Below are 13964 nucleotides of genomic sequence, written 5' to 3' on the forward strand. Positions count from 1 at the left end.
GTCCTCTGGGTGTGAGACGGGAGCCGGAGTGGGTGGCTCCTCCTGTGCCGGTCCCCAGCTTTCCGGCTGCGCCTCGGCTTCGCACGCGCGCGTCACACCCGTGGGTGCACTTTGGGTGGGTCCGCGACGTGTGGGGTGTGGGCGCGTACACTGCCGGGCCGCATATATGCATTGCGCCCGGCGCGTGCGCCCTGTGCCGCCCCGCGTGCGCCTGGCGCTCCGCGGGCAGGCCGTCCGATGCCTGCGGACCGGTGGGGGCTGGTCGCGCAGTTCCCCGCGCCCCTGAAGGGGCGCGGCCGGTTTGCGGTGGCCGGTTTCCTTCTGGTCTTGACCCGGACATGCCATAGCCCCACGATGAGCGCCACACCCGCACACGGGGTCCTGTCGGCGCATTCGGCGGACAGCCCCGGCACGTCGCACCGATCCACCCCCCGCTCCACTCCCCACACTTCCGGTGATCCCGGAATTTCTGGAGAATCTAGGAGAATCAATGCGACTTCGCATCAAAGGCGGCGGAACGCCCGCCGCACCCCCCTCACCCGGCAGACGCGGCCGGCGCACCGCCGCGCTCGCCACGCTGCTCGCCCTGGCTCTCGCGGCTCCCATCGCCGCCACGACCAGCGCGACCGGCGCCTCCGGGGCGGCTCCCGCCTCCGACACGGACGAGATCCGTCAGTACGAGATCCATGTCCACGGCAGCACCTCGGCCACCCGTACGGCGATCGCCCGGACAGGTGTCTCGATCGACGAGGCCGACGAGGAGACCGTCGTCGTCTCGGGACGCGCGGCCCAGGCGAAGAAGCTGAAGCAGCTCGGCTACGAGGTCACGCCCCTCGGCTCGGCCCCCGACCGGTCGAGCGCCGCCGACGTGGGCATCCTCGACTTCCCCTCCGCCGACTCGCGGTATCACAACTACGCCGAGATGAACACGGAGATCAACCAGCGCCTGGCCGCCTACCCGAGCATCATGAGCAAGCGCGTGATCGGGAAGTCGTACCAGGGCCGGGACATCGTCGCCATCAAGATCAGCGACAACGTCGCGACCGACGAGTCCGAGCCCGAGGTCCTGTTCACCCACCACCAGCACGCGCGCGAGCACCTCACCGTGGAGATGGCGCTCTATCTGCTGCGTGAGCTGGGCGCCGGGTACGGCTCCGACTCCCGCGTCACGAACATGGTGAACAACCGCGAGATCTGGATCGTCCCGGACCTCAACCCGGACGGCGGCGAGTACGACATCGCGTCCGGCGCCTACCGCTCGTGGCGCAAGAACCGCCAGCCCAACACGGGCAGTTCGTACGTCGGCACCGACATGAACCGCAACTGGAACTACCGCTGGGGCTGCTGCGGCGGCTCCTCGGGCTCGACGTCCTCCGAGACCTACCGGGGTACGGCGCCCGAGTCCGCGCCCGAGGTCAAGGTCGTCGCCGACTTCGTACGCAGCCGGGTCGTGGGCGGCAAGCAGCAGATCAGGACGGGCGTGGACTTCCACACGTACAGCGAGCTGGTGCTGTGGCCCTTCGGCTACACCACCGCGGACACCACGACCGGGATGACGGTCGACGACCGCAACGCGTTCGCCGCGGTCGGTCAGAAGATGGCCGCCAGCAACGGCTACACGCCCGAGCAGGCCAGCGACCTCTACATCACCGACGGGTCGATCGACGACTACCTGTGGGGCAGTCAGAAGATCTTCGCCTACACGTTCGAGATGTATCCGGGGTCCAGCGGCGGGGGCGGTTTCTACCCGCCCGACGAGGTGATCGAGCGGGAGACCGCGCGGAACCGCGACGCCGTGCTGCAGCTGTTGGAGAACTCCGACTGCATGTACCGGTCCATCGGGAAGGAAGCGCAGTACTGCAGTTGAGCCGGCGCGGTTTGAGGTCTGAGGCTTGAGGTGCGTGGGGAACTGCGGGGCCGTTGTGGCTTGTCGCGCAGTTCCCCGCGCCCCTTACGGGGCGCTCTCCTCGACCTCTTCCTCTTCGGCCGCCTCTTCGGCGTCCTCGAAGTACGTGTCCAGGACCTCGTCCAGCTGGGTCTCCCACTCCTTGAAGCGGGACCTGGCCGTCGCCTCGATCTCGATCGGGTACCAGCGGCGGTCGGGGGTGTGCACCGTGATGGTGAACCGCTTCCCGAATCGCGGTGACTCGGTCTCGACCGCGCCGATCTCCTCCCAGCGGAACTCGGCCTCCTGGTCGTCCAGGCTCAGCCGTACGCCACTGTGGTCGGCGACGATCTTCGCGCGGCGGTCGGAGGCCTCGAAGACGGGGCCTCCCTCGGGAGCCTCCTCCGGCTCCTCGGGCTCCTTCGGTTCCTCCGGCTCATCGCCGGAAGGTCCCTCGCCGGAGGGCTCGTCGCCGGAGAGCTCTTCGTCGGAGGGTTCCTCCTCTGCGGCTTCCTTCTTGAGGTCCGTCTGCTTGGCAGGCGTCCGCTTCTTGGAGGCCGTCTCCTCCTTCGAGGCCGTCTCCTCCGAGACGGCCTCGTCGGCAGGCGAAGCCGCCTCCGCGGCCTCCGTCGACTCGGCGTCCTTCGGCTCGGCGGGGCGCGGGCCCGTGATGCCGGGCACGAACGCCGGGTCGACCGCGGCGCCTTGCAGGGGCTGGATGTTGGGTCCTATGCGCTGCTCCACAGCGGGCAGTATGGTCGACGATCCTGTGCCAGGAACAGCCGGGCTCCGCTTCGTCCCGCTATATGAAGACGCTCAGCAGCGCCGCCATCGCGAAGCCCGCCACCGACAGCACCGTTTCCAGGACCGTCCAGGACTTGAGGGTGTCGCGTTCGGAGATGCCGAAGTACTTGGCGACGATCCAGAAGCCTCCGTCGTTGACGTGCGAGGCGAAGATCGAACCGGCCGAGATCGCCATGATGATCAGCGCCAGATGGGCCTGGGAGAGGTCCTGTCCCTCGACGAGCGGGACGACGATGCCGGCCGTGGTGACGATGGCGACCGTCGCCGAACCCTGGGCGACCCGCAGCACGACGGAGATCAGCCAGGCCAGCACGATGATGGGCAGGCCCACGTCGTTGAACGTGTCGGCCAGCGCGTCCGCGATCCCCGAGCCCTTCAGTACGGCGCCGAAGACGCCGCCCGCGCCGACCACCAGCAGGATGTTGCCGACCGGCTTCAGGGACGCCGTCGACACCGTCTCCAGCGACTTGCGGGACCAGCCGCGCCGGATGCCCAGCAGGTAGTACGCCATGAGCAGCGCGATCGTCAGCGCGACGAAGGGGTGCCCGAAGAACTCGATGACCGAGCGGAACGTCGACGGGTCCAACGCGATGGAGGAGAACGTCGCGGCGAGGATCAGCAGCAGTGGCGTACCGATGATGAGGAAGACCGTGGAGAGGGAGGGCGGTTGCTCGGCGGGGTCCCCGGCCGGGTCTTCGCCGATGGCGACGGCTACCGAACCGGAGCCTGTGCCTGTGCTCTTGGCCGTGCCTGTGGTCTTGATCGTGGTTGTGTCTGCGCCGTCCGTGGCTCCGCCGACCGCCGCGCGGCGCGCCGCGCGCTCCGCGGCCACCGCCGCCTTCGCCTCGTCCGCGGCCTCGACCATGTCCTGCGGTACGGGGACGAAGATGCGCTTGCCGATCCAGGCGGCGTACGCCCACGCGGCGAGCACGGCCGGGATGCCGACGACCACGCCCATCAGGATGACCCAGCCCAGGTCCACCTTGAACAGACCGGCGGCGGCGACCGGGCCGGGGTGCGGCGGCAGGAACGCGTGGGTCATCGACAGGCCCGCGAGGAGCGGCATGCAGTAGAGCAGGATCGACTTGCCGGAGCGCTTGGCGGCCGCGTACACGATCGGTGCGAGGACGAAGATGCCCACGTCGAAGAAGACCGGGATGCCGAAGATGAGGCCGGTCAGGCCCATGGCCAGCGGGGCGCGCTTCTCGCCGAACAGGTTGAGCAGGCGGGCCGAGAGCGCCTCGGCTCCGCCGGACACCTCCAGGATCGCGCCGAGCATCGTGCCCAGGCCGATGATGATCGCGACGTGGCCGAGGATGCCGCCCATGCCCGACTCGATCATCGAGACGGAGGCCGACCGCTGGACCGTGCCGAAGAGTTCGGTGACGGAGAGGCCGGCCGAGAGGCCGACGGCTATGGACACCGCGAGCAGTGCGACGAAGGGCTGCAGTCTGACTTTGATGATCAGGACCAGGAGCAGGACTATGCCGAGGGCCGCGACCGTGAGGAGGCCCGCGGTGCCGTCCATGAGGAGGAGCAGGCCGCCTGTGTGGGGTGGCGCTTCTGGGGTGGGGGTGGCTGCGAGGAGCAATGACATGGGGAGGTCCTCTGCTTAAGGGCATGGTGTTTTTGGGCAGGGGGGATCGCTGTTCGGCGTGCGGGGGTTTGGGGGTGTGGGGGTTTGGGTGCCGGTTTTGTGGGGGGTGGTGCTGATGGCCGGGCGCCGGTTGTTTGGGGCTGGGCGCGCCGTTCCCCGCGCCCCTGAAGGGGCGCGAGGGTGAGGCTCAGTCGTTCAGTACCGCGAGCGTGTCGATTTCGATCAGCAGGCCCGCCGGGAGGCCCACGTACACCGTCGTGCGGGCCGCGGGGGGTGCTGTCAGGCCCTGCTCCTCGAAGTACGCGTTGTAGATCGCGTTCATCTCCGCGAAGTGGTCCACGTCCGTGAGGTAGACGCGGATCATCATCGCGTCGTCCCAGGAGGAGCCGCCCTCTTCGAGGATGGCCTTGACGTTGGCGAGGGTCTGGAGCGTCTGCTCGCGCAGCGTCGGGCCGGCCGGCGTCGGCGGCTGGCCCTCCACGGCGGGCAGGAAGCCGACCTGGCCCGCGACCTGGAGGATGTTCCCCTTCCTGACGCCGTGCGAGAACTTGGCCGGCGGGGTGGTGTGGGTCTTGGGGGTGAGGGCGATCTTGTCGGTCATGAGCTGGTTTCCTTCGTCGGGGTCTTGCCTGAGTACTCGCCGCTGATGGCCGCCGCGGTACGGCGCACCAGTGGGAGCAGTGTGAGGAGTTCGTCGGCGGTGACGACGACGTTCGGGGCGGAGACGGACATGGCGGCGACGACTCGGCCGTCGGTGCCGCGGATGGGGGCGGCCACGCAGTTGATGGACTCCTCGTGGCCGCCGAGGTCCGTGGCCCAGCCCTGGTCCCGTACCTTCTCCAACTCCCTCAGGAACGCCGGGGCGTTGGGGGTCGAGCGGGAGGTGTACATCGGGTAGTCGAGCTTGTCCGCCAGGGTGTGGCGCTCGGTTTCCGGGAGGTCGGCGAGGAGCAGTTTCGCGACCGCGGCGACCGTGATGGCGACCGGTTTGCCGATACGGGAGTACATCCGGACCGGGTAGCGGCTCTCCACCTTGTCGATGTAGAGGACCTCGCCCTCCTCGTGCACGGCGAGGTGGACGGTGTGGCCGCACTGCTCGTTGAGGCGTACGAGGTGGGGGTGGGCGATCTCCCGGACGTCGAGGTTCTCGACGGCCTCCTGGGCCAGGGCGAAGAGGCGGGCGCCGAGGCGGTAGCGCTGGTCGGACTGGCGGTAGACGAGGCCGTGTTCGTGGAGCGTGCGCAGGAGGCGCAGGGCGGTGGACTTGTGGACGCCCAGGCGGTCGGCGACCTGGCCCAGGTCCGCGGGGCCCTCGGCTAGGAGCGGCAGGATGGACAGCGCTCTGTCGACGGTCTGGCTCATGGGGTGGGTACCTCCTCCTGGGCCCGGTCTGCGGTGTGCGTCCAGCCGGGGCCGAGTCGAAGTGTCCCCCACGCGTCGTCGTCCAGGGCGGCGAGGCGGTCGGCGTGGTCGCGGGAGGGGGGTGCGCCGAGGTCTCCGGGATCGGTGAGCGCGGCGGCGGCCATGAGGTGGCCGTGGCGGAGGCGGGTTCGTGGCGGGAGTCCGCGGAGGGTCGCCGACAGGAAGCCGGCTGCGAAGGCGTCGCCCGCGCCCACGGGGGCCACTACGTCCACGTGGAGGGCGGGGACGAACGTGATGGTGTCGGTCGGGTGGCTCGCCGTGGTTCGGTCGCCCTCGCGTGGGGTGGGCGAGTACCGCGCCGTCGTGGGGTCGCCCTCGCGTGGGGTGGGCGGCGGGTGCGCGCCGGGGGGTGTCCGTCCTCGGTCTGGCGTGGAATCGGTTGCCTTGGAAGGGCTACCGGTCGACACGCCATCCGCTGCGGGCGGACACCCCCCGACACGCCCCCTCGCGTCCGTACGCGGGTGCGGGTGCGTGGGAGACGCCGCCTCGAAGGCCGTGGCGCCTTGGCTGCCGTTCTTGACCACCAGTACGCGGGGCTCGGGGAGCGCGGCGCGGATCGCCGTGGGGCCGCCGGTGATGCCCCAGGCCGCTTCTGCCTCGTCCTCGCCCACGAAGACGAGGTCGGCGCCGCGGGCGAGGGTGAGGAGGGTGGCTCCTGCCTCGGAGGGGGTCGGCCAGAGGCCTGCGCGGTAGTTGACGTCGAAGGAGATCAGGGGGCGGGTGGGGGCGGGTGCCGTGAGGGCGGTCAGGAGGGAGCGGCAGTCGGGGGAGAGCGCCGCTGTGATGCCGGAGAGGTGGAGGATCCGGCCCGAGTGGACGGCCGCCATGTCGAGGGTGGACCTGGACATGGCCGAGGCCGCGGAGCCCGTGCGGTAGTACGCCACCTCGTGGGCGTCGGTGGAGCGGTCGCTCGCCGTGCGGAAGTAGATGCCTGTGGGGCGGGTGGGGTCGCGTTGCACGGCGGAGGTGTCGACGCCGTACGCGCCGATCGCCTCGGTCAGGTGGTCGCCGAAGCCGTCGGCGCCGACCCTGCTGACCCACTTCGCGGTGTGGCCGGCGGCGGCCAGGACGCAGGCCACGTTGGACTCCGCGCCCCCGATCGCCCGGTCGAAGGACGGCACGTCGGCGAGGCGGCCCGGGCGGGAGGGGAGGAACGTGACCATGGACTCGCCGAGGGTGACGACGTCCACGGCGGGCGCGGGGTGCGCGGCGACCGTGGGGGCGGGTCCGGTGGGGGTCACGATGGCTTGGGCTCCTTGGCCTCTGCGGGTCTCTGCGGCTTCGTTGACCCGGCGTTGGCCGAGATGTTAGACAGCAGTAAGCGCGATACGCAATGACTGTTGCAAGGAGTGCAACGGCGAATATTTGGGAGGCTTCATGGCCGCCGATTCCGTCTCCGGCACCGGTGCGGAGCGTCTTGCCTCGCTCGCGGACGAGCGTGTCGACCACCGCTTCAAGGGGCTCCCGCCCGATGCCGACGGGCTGACCGTCGGTGAGCTGGCCGCCCAGCGCCGCAATCTGTTCAGTGGTGGCTTCACCACTCCGGTGCTCGCCCTGTCCGCCGAGCGGCTCGATCACAATCTGCGGCTCATGGAGACGTACTCGGTCCGGCACGGGCTCGCCTTCGCCCCGCACGGCAAGACCTCCATGGCTCCCCAGCTTTTCCAGCGGCAGATCGAGCATGGGGCCTGGGGGATCACGCTGGCCGTGCCTCATCAGGTGCGGGTTGCGCGGGCGTTCGGGGTCCAGCGGGTCTTTCTCGCGAATGAAGTGGTGGATGCCGCTGCTCTGAAGTGGGTTTCGGCGCAGCTCGCCGCCGATCCCGAGTTCCGTTTCGTCTGTTACGTCGACTCCGTGCGTGGGGTGGAGTTGATGGACTCCGCGCTGCGGGGTGCCGTTCGGCCCGTGGACGTCGTCGTCGAGCTGGCTGCCGGTGAGGGTGCCCGGACCGGTGTGCGGACCGAGGAAGAGTGCTCCGCCGTCGCCGATGCCGTCGGTGGAGTGGACACCCTGCGGCTCGTGGGTGTCGCGGGGTACGAGGGAGAGGTGCCGGACGCCGATTCGGAGCGGGTGCGTGGCTGGCTTCGGCGGCTTGTCTCGCTCGCCGTCGACTTCGACAAGGACGGTCGCTTCGAGGGGCTGGATCAGGTCGTGGTGAGTGCGGGCGGCAGCGCCTGGTTCGATGCCGTGGCCGATGTTTTCGCCGGGATCCCCGAACTGTCGGTGCCCGTATTGAAGTTGCTGCGGTCCGGCGCCTATGTCTCACACGACGACGGGCACTATCGGAAGATCACCCCGTTCAACCGGGTTCCCGAGGAGGGTGCCCTCCAGCCCGCGTTCCGGCTCTGGGCCCAGGTCGTCTCCCGTCCCTCGGCCGAGCAGGCCTTCGTCAACGCCGGCAAGCGGGATGCCGCGTACGACCTTGATCTGCCCGAGGTGCAGGTCGTGCGCTCGGGTGCCGATGCGGGTGCGGGTGAGCGGTCGGCGGACGGTATCGCTGTCACGGGGCTGTCCGATCAGCACGCCTGGATTCGTACTGCCGAGGGAGTCGAGCTCCAGGTCGGTGACTGGGTGGGTATGGGGCTCTCGCATCCCTGCACCTCCTTCGACAAGTGGGAGCTGATTCCCGTGGTGGAGCAGGACGGCACGGTCGTCGACTACATCCGCACCTACTTCTAGGAGCCCGCCGTGATGGATCTGGTCATTCGGGACGTGGAGGTTGTCGACGGGAGCGGAGGGCCCTCCTACCGGGCCGACGTGGGGATCGAGGGCGGCAGGATCACCGCCATCGTCCAGGAGGCCGCTGCCGCTGGGTGCCTGCGGCCCGTGGCCCGGCGCGTTCTGGACGCCGAAGGGCTCGTCCTCTCCCCCGGCTTCATCGACATGCACGCCCACAGTGATCTGGCCCTGCTCCGGGACCCCGACCACAGCGCGAAGGTCGCGCAGGGCGTGACGCTGGAGGTCATCGGGCAGGACGGGCTGTCATACGCGCCCGTCGACGGCCGGACCCTCGCCGAGGTGCGCAGGGCGATCACCGGGTGGAACGGCAACGGGGACGACATCGACTTCAGCTGGCGGTCCGTGGGCGAGTATCTGGACCGGCTGGATCATGGTTTTGACGGTGAGGGCATCGCCGTCAATGCCGCCTATCTGATTCCTCAGGGCTCGGTGCGGATGCTCGCCGTCGGCTGGGACGATCGCGCGGCGACGCCACAAGAACTGCACCGGATGCGGCAGTTGGTCGCCGACGGCATGCGGGAGGGTGCGGTCGGGATGTCGTCGGGGCTCACTTACACCCCGGGCATGTACGCCAAGGACGCCGAACTCACCGAGTTGTGCCGGGTGGTTGCGGAGTTCGGCGGCTACTACTGTCCGCATCATCGGTCGTACGGAGCCGGGGCCCTGGACGCGTACAGAGAGATGGTGGAGCTGACGCGCGAGGCGGGCTGCTCCCTTCATCTGGCCCACGCCACCATGAACTTCGGTGTGAACAAGGGAAGAGGGCCCGATCTGCTGGCGCTCGTCGATCAGGCGCTCGCCGGTGGGGCCGACATCAGCCTGGACACGTATCCGTACACGCCCGGCTGTACGACTCTCGTGGCCATGCTGCCCAGTTGGGCCAGCGAGGGAGGTCCCGAGGCGATTCTCGGCCGGTTGAAGGACGACGGGACCGCCGAGCGGATCCGGCATCACATGGAGGTGGTGGGCGCGGACGGGTGCCACGGCGTTCCCATCGAGTGGGACACCATCGAGATCTCGGGTGTGGCCGATGCGGCGCTCGCGGAGTATGTGGGCCGGACCGTGCAGGAGTCGGCCGACGCCCGTGGCGAGGCTCCCTGGGTCACCGCGCGGCGGCTGCTCCTCGACGACGGGCTCGGCTCGACGATCCTCCAGCACGTCGGTCACGAGGAGAACGTGCAGGCGATCATGCGGCACCGCGTCCACACCGGCGGCTCGGACGGCATCCTGCGCGGCGACAAGCCCCACCCGCGGGCGTACGGCACGTTCCCGCAGTACCTCGGCCGGTATGTGAGGGAGTTGGGCGTCCTCGGTCTGGAGGAGTGCGTCGCCCATCTGACGTCACGGCCGGCGGCTCGGCTGCGCCTGCCCGACCGGGGGCTGGTCCGTGAGGGGTACCGGGCGGATCTGGTGCTGTTCGATCCGGCCACGGTGGCGGCGGGGTCGACCTTCGAGAATCCCCGTACGCTGCCGACCGGCATCCCGCATGTCCTGATCGACGGGCGTTTCGTCGTGGAGGACGGGCGCCGGACGGATGTGCTCGCGGGGCGGGCGGTCCGCCGAACTGCTCCGTGACCGCCCGCCTCGGGATCACGGCTTGGGCAGGGTGCACCCGCTCGCGCTCAGGTCGAGCTTGTTGTCGATGCCGAAGCACGCCGGGATCTGGTAGGTCTCCTGGGCGTAGTTGATACCCGCGCGGACGGTCACGTTGCCGCTCTCGTCGACCTCACAGGGGTTGTTGTCGGTGCAGCGGCCGCCGTCCTCGTTGCCGGTGTTGTTGACGGCGACGACGTTGCCGGTGGCGTTGTCGACGACGGGCGAGCCCGAGGTGCCGCCGATGGTCTGGCAGGCCGAGGTGTAGCGGACCGAGTCCTTCCAGGTCCAGGCGCCTTCCTTGAGGCGGTAGGCGAAGCCGTCGACGTTGCAGGCGTAGGTCCGCTTCCAGTAGCCCGAGACGACCGTGATGGCGGTCCCGGCGACGGGGTGCGTGTCGTTCAGCGTCAACGGGCTGATGTTGTACGAGCTCTTGATCTGCGCGTACGTGGTGGTGAGCTGGTACAGCGAGACGTCCGTGTCGGTCATCGTCGCGTACGCGATCTTGCTGGCCCGCAGGGTGGCGACCCGGGTGCCCGCGGCGTTGAGCAGGCCGAAGGTGCGGCTGGACGCCCGGTCGACGATGACCTCACCGGCCGCGGGGAAGCCGGTCTCCAGACAGTGGCCGTTGGACATGACCATCGCCGGGTCGTTGTCCTCCGAGTCCGGGAAGCGGACGACTGAGCCCGAGCAGTTGCTGAGCGAGACGGTGCCGGCGAAGTTGACGGCCTGGACGGTCGGCGCGGTGATCCTGGACACGGCCGCCGTCGTGGAGGTGACGGCGTCTCTGACCACCGACGTGGCGGTGTCCGTGTCCACGACGGCCGCCGACTGGGGGTCGGGCGCCGCGACCGCGGGTGCCGCGCCCGCCCCGGCTATCACCAGGGCGAAGATCGCGGCGCCGAGAGGCTTTCTCATGTGGGGGTCCCCTCATTGTGACTGGGGCGGCCGGAGAATCTCCGGCCGCCCACGGGTCTGTCATGCACATTGTGAAGCGAGAGGGGGGTACGGGCAAGGAGTCGCCTCAGGCGCGACGTTGGCCGATTCCCTCGCATTCCCGGACTGCTCCTGCCCATCCCCCCGGCACAGTGAGCGTGAACGGGGTCGCCCTCCCGGTCACTTGGGCCCCTTGGTGCCGCCCTGGCCGCGCCCCGGATTGCCGTCGGAGTTGCCCGGGCCCCTCGGGCTCGTGGTGGCGGTGGGTGTGGCGGGGGCCGAAGGGGTGGTGGGGGATTTGGCCGAGGGGTCCTCGGTCTCGTCGCCCGTCGGGTCGAGGCTCGCCGAGTTGCTCGGGTCCCCTGTGCGAGACGGCTCCCCGCCGTCGGACGACCGTGCGACGGGGGCTCCGCCCGAGGACCTGGCGTCCGTGGGCGACGCGGAATCCCCGGCCGTCGGGCTCGTGCGGTCCTCGTTGCCTCGCCCTCCGCCGTCCGACGGCCCGAAGGCGAACCCGGCCATCACGGCGGCCAGGGACACCGCGCCCACCGCCCCGGCGGCGACCACCACACGCCGTGACGGCAAGGCTCTGGGCTTCCGCCGGGAACGACGGCCGCCGGCCCGGTGGCCGTCGCTCGTTCGGTCACCGCCGACCCGGCGGCGATCCTCCGCTCCGGCGGCCACCGGTGGCAGCTCGCGGGTCACGTCGTACGCGTTCTGCCAGCCGTGGGCAGTCGCCGGGTCGGCGTACTCGTCGTACGCCGGGGTCTCCTCGGCCTGCGGGTGGTACACGATCGGCGGGACCACGGGCTCGTCGCCTTCCCGACGCGCACCATGGGCGGCCGGCGCGCCGGCCGCGTTGTTCGCGGCGTTCGCGCCGGACACCCCGTTCTCGTTCTCAGGTGGCCTCGACATGGCCGCGCATTGTAGGGACGGGAGAGGCCGACGGGACAGCTACCGACGATAACCACTCAAACCACCCGTCTCACGTGGTGGAAAACACGCCGCGGGAAGCGTTACCCGGCCGTAAGCTCACGGACATGCAGGTGATCCAGTCGACCAAGCTCGCCAACGTCTGTTACGAGATCCGGGGCCCGGTGCTCGAGGAGGCGATGCGGCTCGAAGCGGCTGGGCATCGCATTCTCAAGCTGAACACGGGGAATCCGGCCGCGTTCGGGTTCGAGTGCCCGCCCGAGATCCTGGAGGACATCCTCCGCAACGTCTCGTCGGCACACGGGTACGGCGACGCGAAGGGCCTGCTGGCGGCGCGCCGGGCCGTCGTCATGCACAACCAGACCCTCGGCATCGAGACCGACGTCGAGCACGTCTTCATCGGCAACGGCGTCTCCGAGCTGATCGTGATGGCGATGCAGGGCCTGCTGGACGACGGCGACGAGGTGCTCGTACCTGCGCCCGACTACCCCCTGTGGACCGCCGCCGTGTCACTGTCAGGCGGTACGGCCGTGCACTACCGGTGCGACGAGCAGTCCGACTGGATGCCCGATCTGGCCGACGTGGAGCGGAAGGTCACCGACCGCACCAAGGCGATCGTGATCATCAACCCGAACAACCCGACGGGCGCGGTCTACGACGAGGCGATGCTGCGGGGGCTGACCGACATCGCCCGCCGCCACAACCTGCTGGTCTGCTCGGACGAGATCTACGACAAGATCCTGTACGACGAGGCCACGCACACGCCGACCGCGAAGGTCGCCCCGGATCTGCTGACGCTCACCTTCAACGGCATGTCGAAGGCGTACCGGGTGGCCGGGTACCGGGTCGGGTGGATGTCGATCTCGGGGCCGCGGGCGCACGCCGACTCGTACATCGAGGGGCTGACCATCCTCGCGAACATGCGGCTGTGCGCGAACATGCCGGGTCAGCACGGTGTGGTCGCCGCGCTGAGCGGGCGGCAGACGATCAACGACCTCGTACTCCCCGGCGGGCGGCTGCGGGAGCAGCGGGACGTGGCGCACGCGCTGCTGACGCAGATCCCCGGCGTGACGTGCGTGAAGCCGAAGGGCGCGCTCTATCTCTTCCCGCGCCTCGACCCGAAGGTCTTCAAGATCAAGGACGACCGGCAGATGGTGCTGGACCTGCTGCGGACCGAGAAGATCATGGTGGTGCAGGGGACGGGCTTCAACTGGCCGGAGCCCGATCACTTCCGGGTCGTCACGCTGCCGACGGCACGGGACCTGACGGACGCCGTGACCCGGATCGGCAACTTCCTGGACGGATACGGCCAGCCCTGACGCCCAATCAGTCACGCTCCGTGGTCACCCGGCCCGCTTTTCCGAATCTGCTCAACTTTAGACGAAATCCAAGCTAGGATGGTTTCCTGTCAGAGCACAGGAGGCCATCTCCCATGTACGAACCGATCCGCACCAAGTCGGTCCACACGATGGCCGGCACCGCCGACTTTCCCCATCGGTCGCGCGAAGAGGAGCTGGACATCCAGCTCGCCGGCCATCTCGCGGCACTGCTGGCCGTGACCGACGAGCTGCGCGGGATCGAACCGTCCGCCGAGCTCGACGTCGCCGCCGAGCGGCTGACCGGGCAGGTCGCGCGTCTTCGCGGGGGCCGTGCGCCGGTCCGCGCTTCGGTGACCGGTGCCGGTACCACCGCCGGGTCCGACAAGATCGTGGCGCTCCACGAGCGGGCGCACGCCCTCGCGGGCCGCGCCCTCGTCGTCGCGGCGTCCCGCGCGGACACGGCGGCCGCGATCCTGGCCGCCGAGCGCATGGACGCGCACACGGCGGCCACCGAGGCCCGCCGCGCACTCACCACCCACTGAGCCCTCAGGGCTCCCCCGGTCGGCCCCGGTCCGCGTGCACCCGCAGCGACGCGCGGGCCGGGTGCCATTGCGCTCCGCCATGTGCCGGCACGAAGCTGCGGTCCGTATGAAGTCGCGGATCCATGGCGGCTGGTCGCACAGTTCCCCGCGCCCCTGAAGGGGCGCCCCGAACGGGGCGGCCGGAACGGGCCGGT

12 protein-coding genes are annotated in these 13964 nt (G+C 69.9%); 5 read left to right on the top strand and 7 right to left on the bottom strand.

Annotated elements, in window-relative coordinates; all coding sequences use genetic code 11:
- Window positions 1–490: 490 nt before the first annotated feature.
- Window positions 491–1867, top strand: coding sequence for a M14 family metallopeptidase (locus JEQ17_RS17490; protein ID WP_200396115.1), 1377 nt, complete (start codon window positions 491–493; stop codon window positions 1865–1867).
- A gap of 84 nt (window positions 1868–1951) precedes the next feature.
- On the opposite strand, the gene JEQ17_RS17495 is transcribed toward JEQ17_RS17490, so the two are convergent.
- The 5 genes from JEQ17_RS17495 to JEQ17_RS17515 form a co-directional block, all read right to left on the bottom strand.
- A complete protein-coding gene (locus JEQ17_RS17495; RefSeq protein ID WP_200396116.1) occupies window positions 1952–2629 on the bottom strand; it encodes a hypothetical protein in 678 nt (225 codons plus the stop codon).
- A gap of 58 nt (window positions 2630–2687) precedes the next feature.
- Window positions 2688–4280 carry a GntP family permease gene (locus tag JEQ17_RS17500; protein ID WP_200401541.1) on the bottom strand — a complete coding sequence of 531 codons (1593 nt, stop codon included), beginning with the start codon at window positions 4278–4280 and terminating at the stop codon, window positions 2688–2690.
- A gap of 193 nt (window positions 4281–4473) precedes the next feature.
- A complete protein-coding gene (locus JEQ17_RS17505) occupies window positions 4474–4887 on the bottom strand; it encodes a RidA family protein (RefSeq protein WP_200396117.1) in 414 nt (137 codons plus the stop codon).
- The gene (locus JEQ17_RS17510; RefSeq protein ID WP_200396118.1) at window positions 4884–5648 is read right to left on the bottom strand and encodes an IclR family transcriptional regulator; all 765 of its coding nucleotides are present in this window, start codon (window positions 5646–5648) and stop codon (window positions 4884–4886) included. Before JEQ17_RS17510 ends, JEQ17_RS17505 begins: the two co-directional genes overlap by 4 nt.
- On the bottom strand, window positions 5645–6949 hold the full coding sequence (locus JEQ17_RS17515) for a sugar kinase (RefSeq protein ID WP_267924785.1): 1305 nt from the start codon (window positions 6947–6949) through the stop codon (window positions 5645–5647). The genes JEQ17_RS17510 and JEQ17_RS17515 overlap by 4 nt, the downstream gene beginning before the upstream one ends.
- Window positions 6950–7085: 136 nt before the next feature.
- Here JEQ17_RS17515 and JEQ17_RS17520 point away from each other — a divergent pair, with 136 nt between their 5' ends.
- Both JEQ17_RS17520 and JEQ17_RS17525 read left to right on the top strand, forming a co-directional pair.
- A complete protein-coding gene (locus JEQ17_RS17520; protein WP_200396119.1) occupies window positions 7086–8387 on the top strand; it encodes an amino acid deaminase in 1302 nt (433 codons plus the stop codon).
- Between the two features lie 12 nt (window positions 8388–8399).
- On the top strand, window positions 8400–10022 hold the full coding sequence (locus tag JEQ17_RS17525) for an N-acyl-D-amino-acid deacylase family protein (protein ID WP_200396120.1): 1623 nt from the start codon (window positions 8400–8402) through the stop codon (window positions 10020–10022).
- Window positions 10023–10037: 15 nt separating this feature from the next.
- Here JEQ17_RS17525 and JEQ17_RS17530 read toward each other — a convergent pair whose 3' ends face one another.
- Both JEQ17_RS17530 and JEQ17_RS17535 read right to left on the bottom strand, forming a co-directional pair.
- The gene (locus JEQ17_RS17530; RefSeq protein WP_200396121.1) at window positions 10038–10958 is read right to left on the bottom strand and encodes a S1 family peptidase; all 921 of its coding nucleotides are present in this window, start codon (window positions 10956–10958) and stop codon (window positions 10038–10040) included.
- Between the two features lie 198 nt (window positions 10959–11156).
- Window positions 11157–11891, bottom strand: a complete 735-nt coding sequence (locus JEQ17_RS17535) for a hypothetical protein (RefSeq protein ID WP_200396122.1) — start codon at window positions 11889–11891, stop codon at window positions 11157–11159.
- A 125-nt stretch (window positions 11892–12016) separates the two neighbouring features.
- Here JEQ17_RS17535 and JEQ17_RS17540 point away from each other — a divergent pair, with 125 nt between their 5' ends.
- On the top strand, window positions 12017–13228 hold the full coding sequence (locus JEQ17_RS17540; RefSeq protein WP_200396123.1) for a pyridoxal phosphate-dependent aminotransferase: 1212 nt from the start codon (window positions 12017–12019) through the stop codon (window positions 13226–13228).
- Between the two features lie 113 nt (window positions 13229–13341).
- The gene (locus tag JEQ17_RS17545) at window positions 13342–13770 is read left to right on the top strand and encodes an SCO4983 family protein (RefSeq protein ID WP_200396124.1); all 429 of its coding nucleotides are present in this window, start codon (window positions 13342–13344) and stop codon (window positions 13768–13770) included.
- Window positions 13771–13964: the final 194 nt, after the last annotated feature.

It is taken from the genome of Streptomyces liliifuscus (genome assembly GCF_016598615.1).
In the GTDB taxonomy this organism is placed as follows: domain Bacteria; phylum Actinomycetota; class Actinomycetes; order Streptomycetales; family Streptomycetaceae; genus Streptomyces; species Streptomyces liliifuscus.

Coding starts and splice junctions, on each gene's coding strand:
- JEQ17_RS17535 (WP_200396122.1), bottom strand. CDS start 11,891: ATGTCGAGGCCACCTGAGAACGAGAACGGGGTGTCCGGCGCGAACGCC.
- JEQ17_RS17510 (WP_200396118.1), bottom strand. CDS start 5,648: ATGAGCCAGACCGTCGACAGAGCGCTGTCCATCCTGCCGCTCCTAGCC.
- JEQ17_RS17505 (WP_200396117.1), bottom strand. CDS start 4,887: ATGACCGACAAGATCGCCCTCACCCCCAAGACCCACACCACCCCGCCG.
- JEQ17_RS17520 (WP_200396119.1), top strand. CDS start 7,086: ATGGCCGCCGATTCCGTCTCCGGCACCGGTGCGGAGCGTCTTGCCTCG.
- JEQ17_RS17525 (WP_200396120.1), top strand. CDS start 8,400: ATGGATCTGGTCATTCGGGACGTGGAGGTTGTCGACGGGAGCGGAGGG.
- JEQ17_RS17545 (WP_200396124.1), top strand. CDS start 13,342: ATGTACGAACCGATCCGCACCAAGTCGGTCCACACGATGGCCGGCACC.
- JEQ17_RS17530 (WP_200396121.1), bottom strand. CDS start 10,958: ATGAGAAAGCCTCTCGGCGCCGCGATCTTCGCCCTGGTGATAGCCGGG.
- JEQ17_RS17540 (WP_200396123.1), top strand. CDS start 12,017: ATGCAGGTGATCCAGTCGACCAAGCTCGCCAACGTCTGTTACGAGATC.
- JEQ17_RS17490 (WP_200396115.1), top strand. CDS start 491: ATGCGACTTCGCATCAAAGGCGGCGGAACGCCCGCCGCACCCCCCTCA.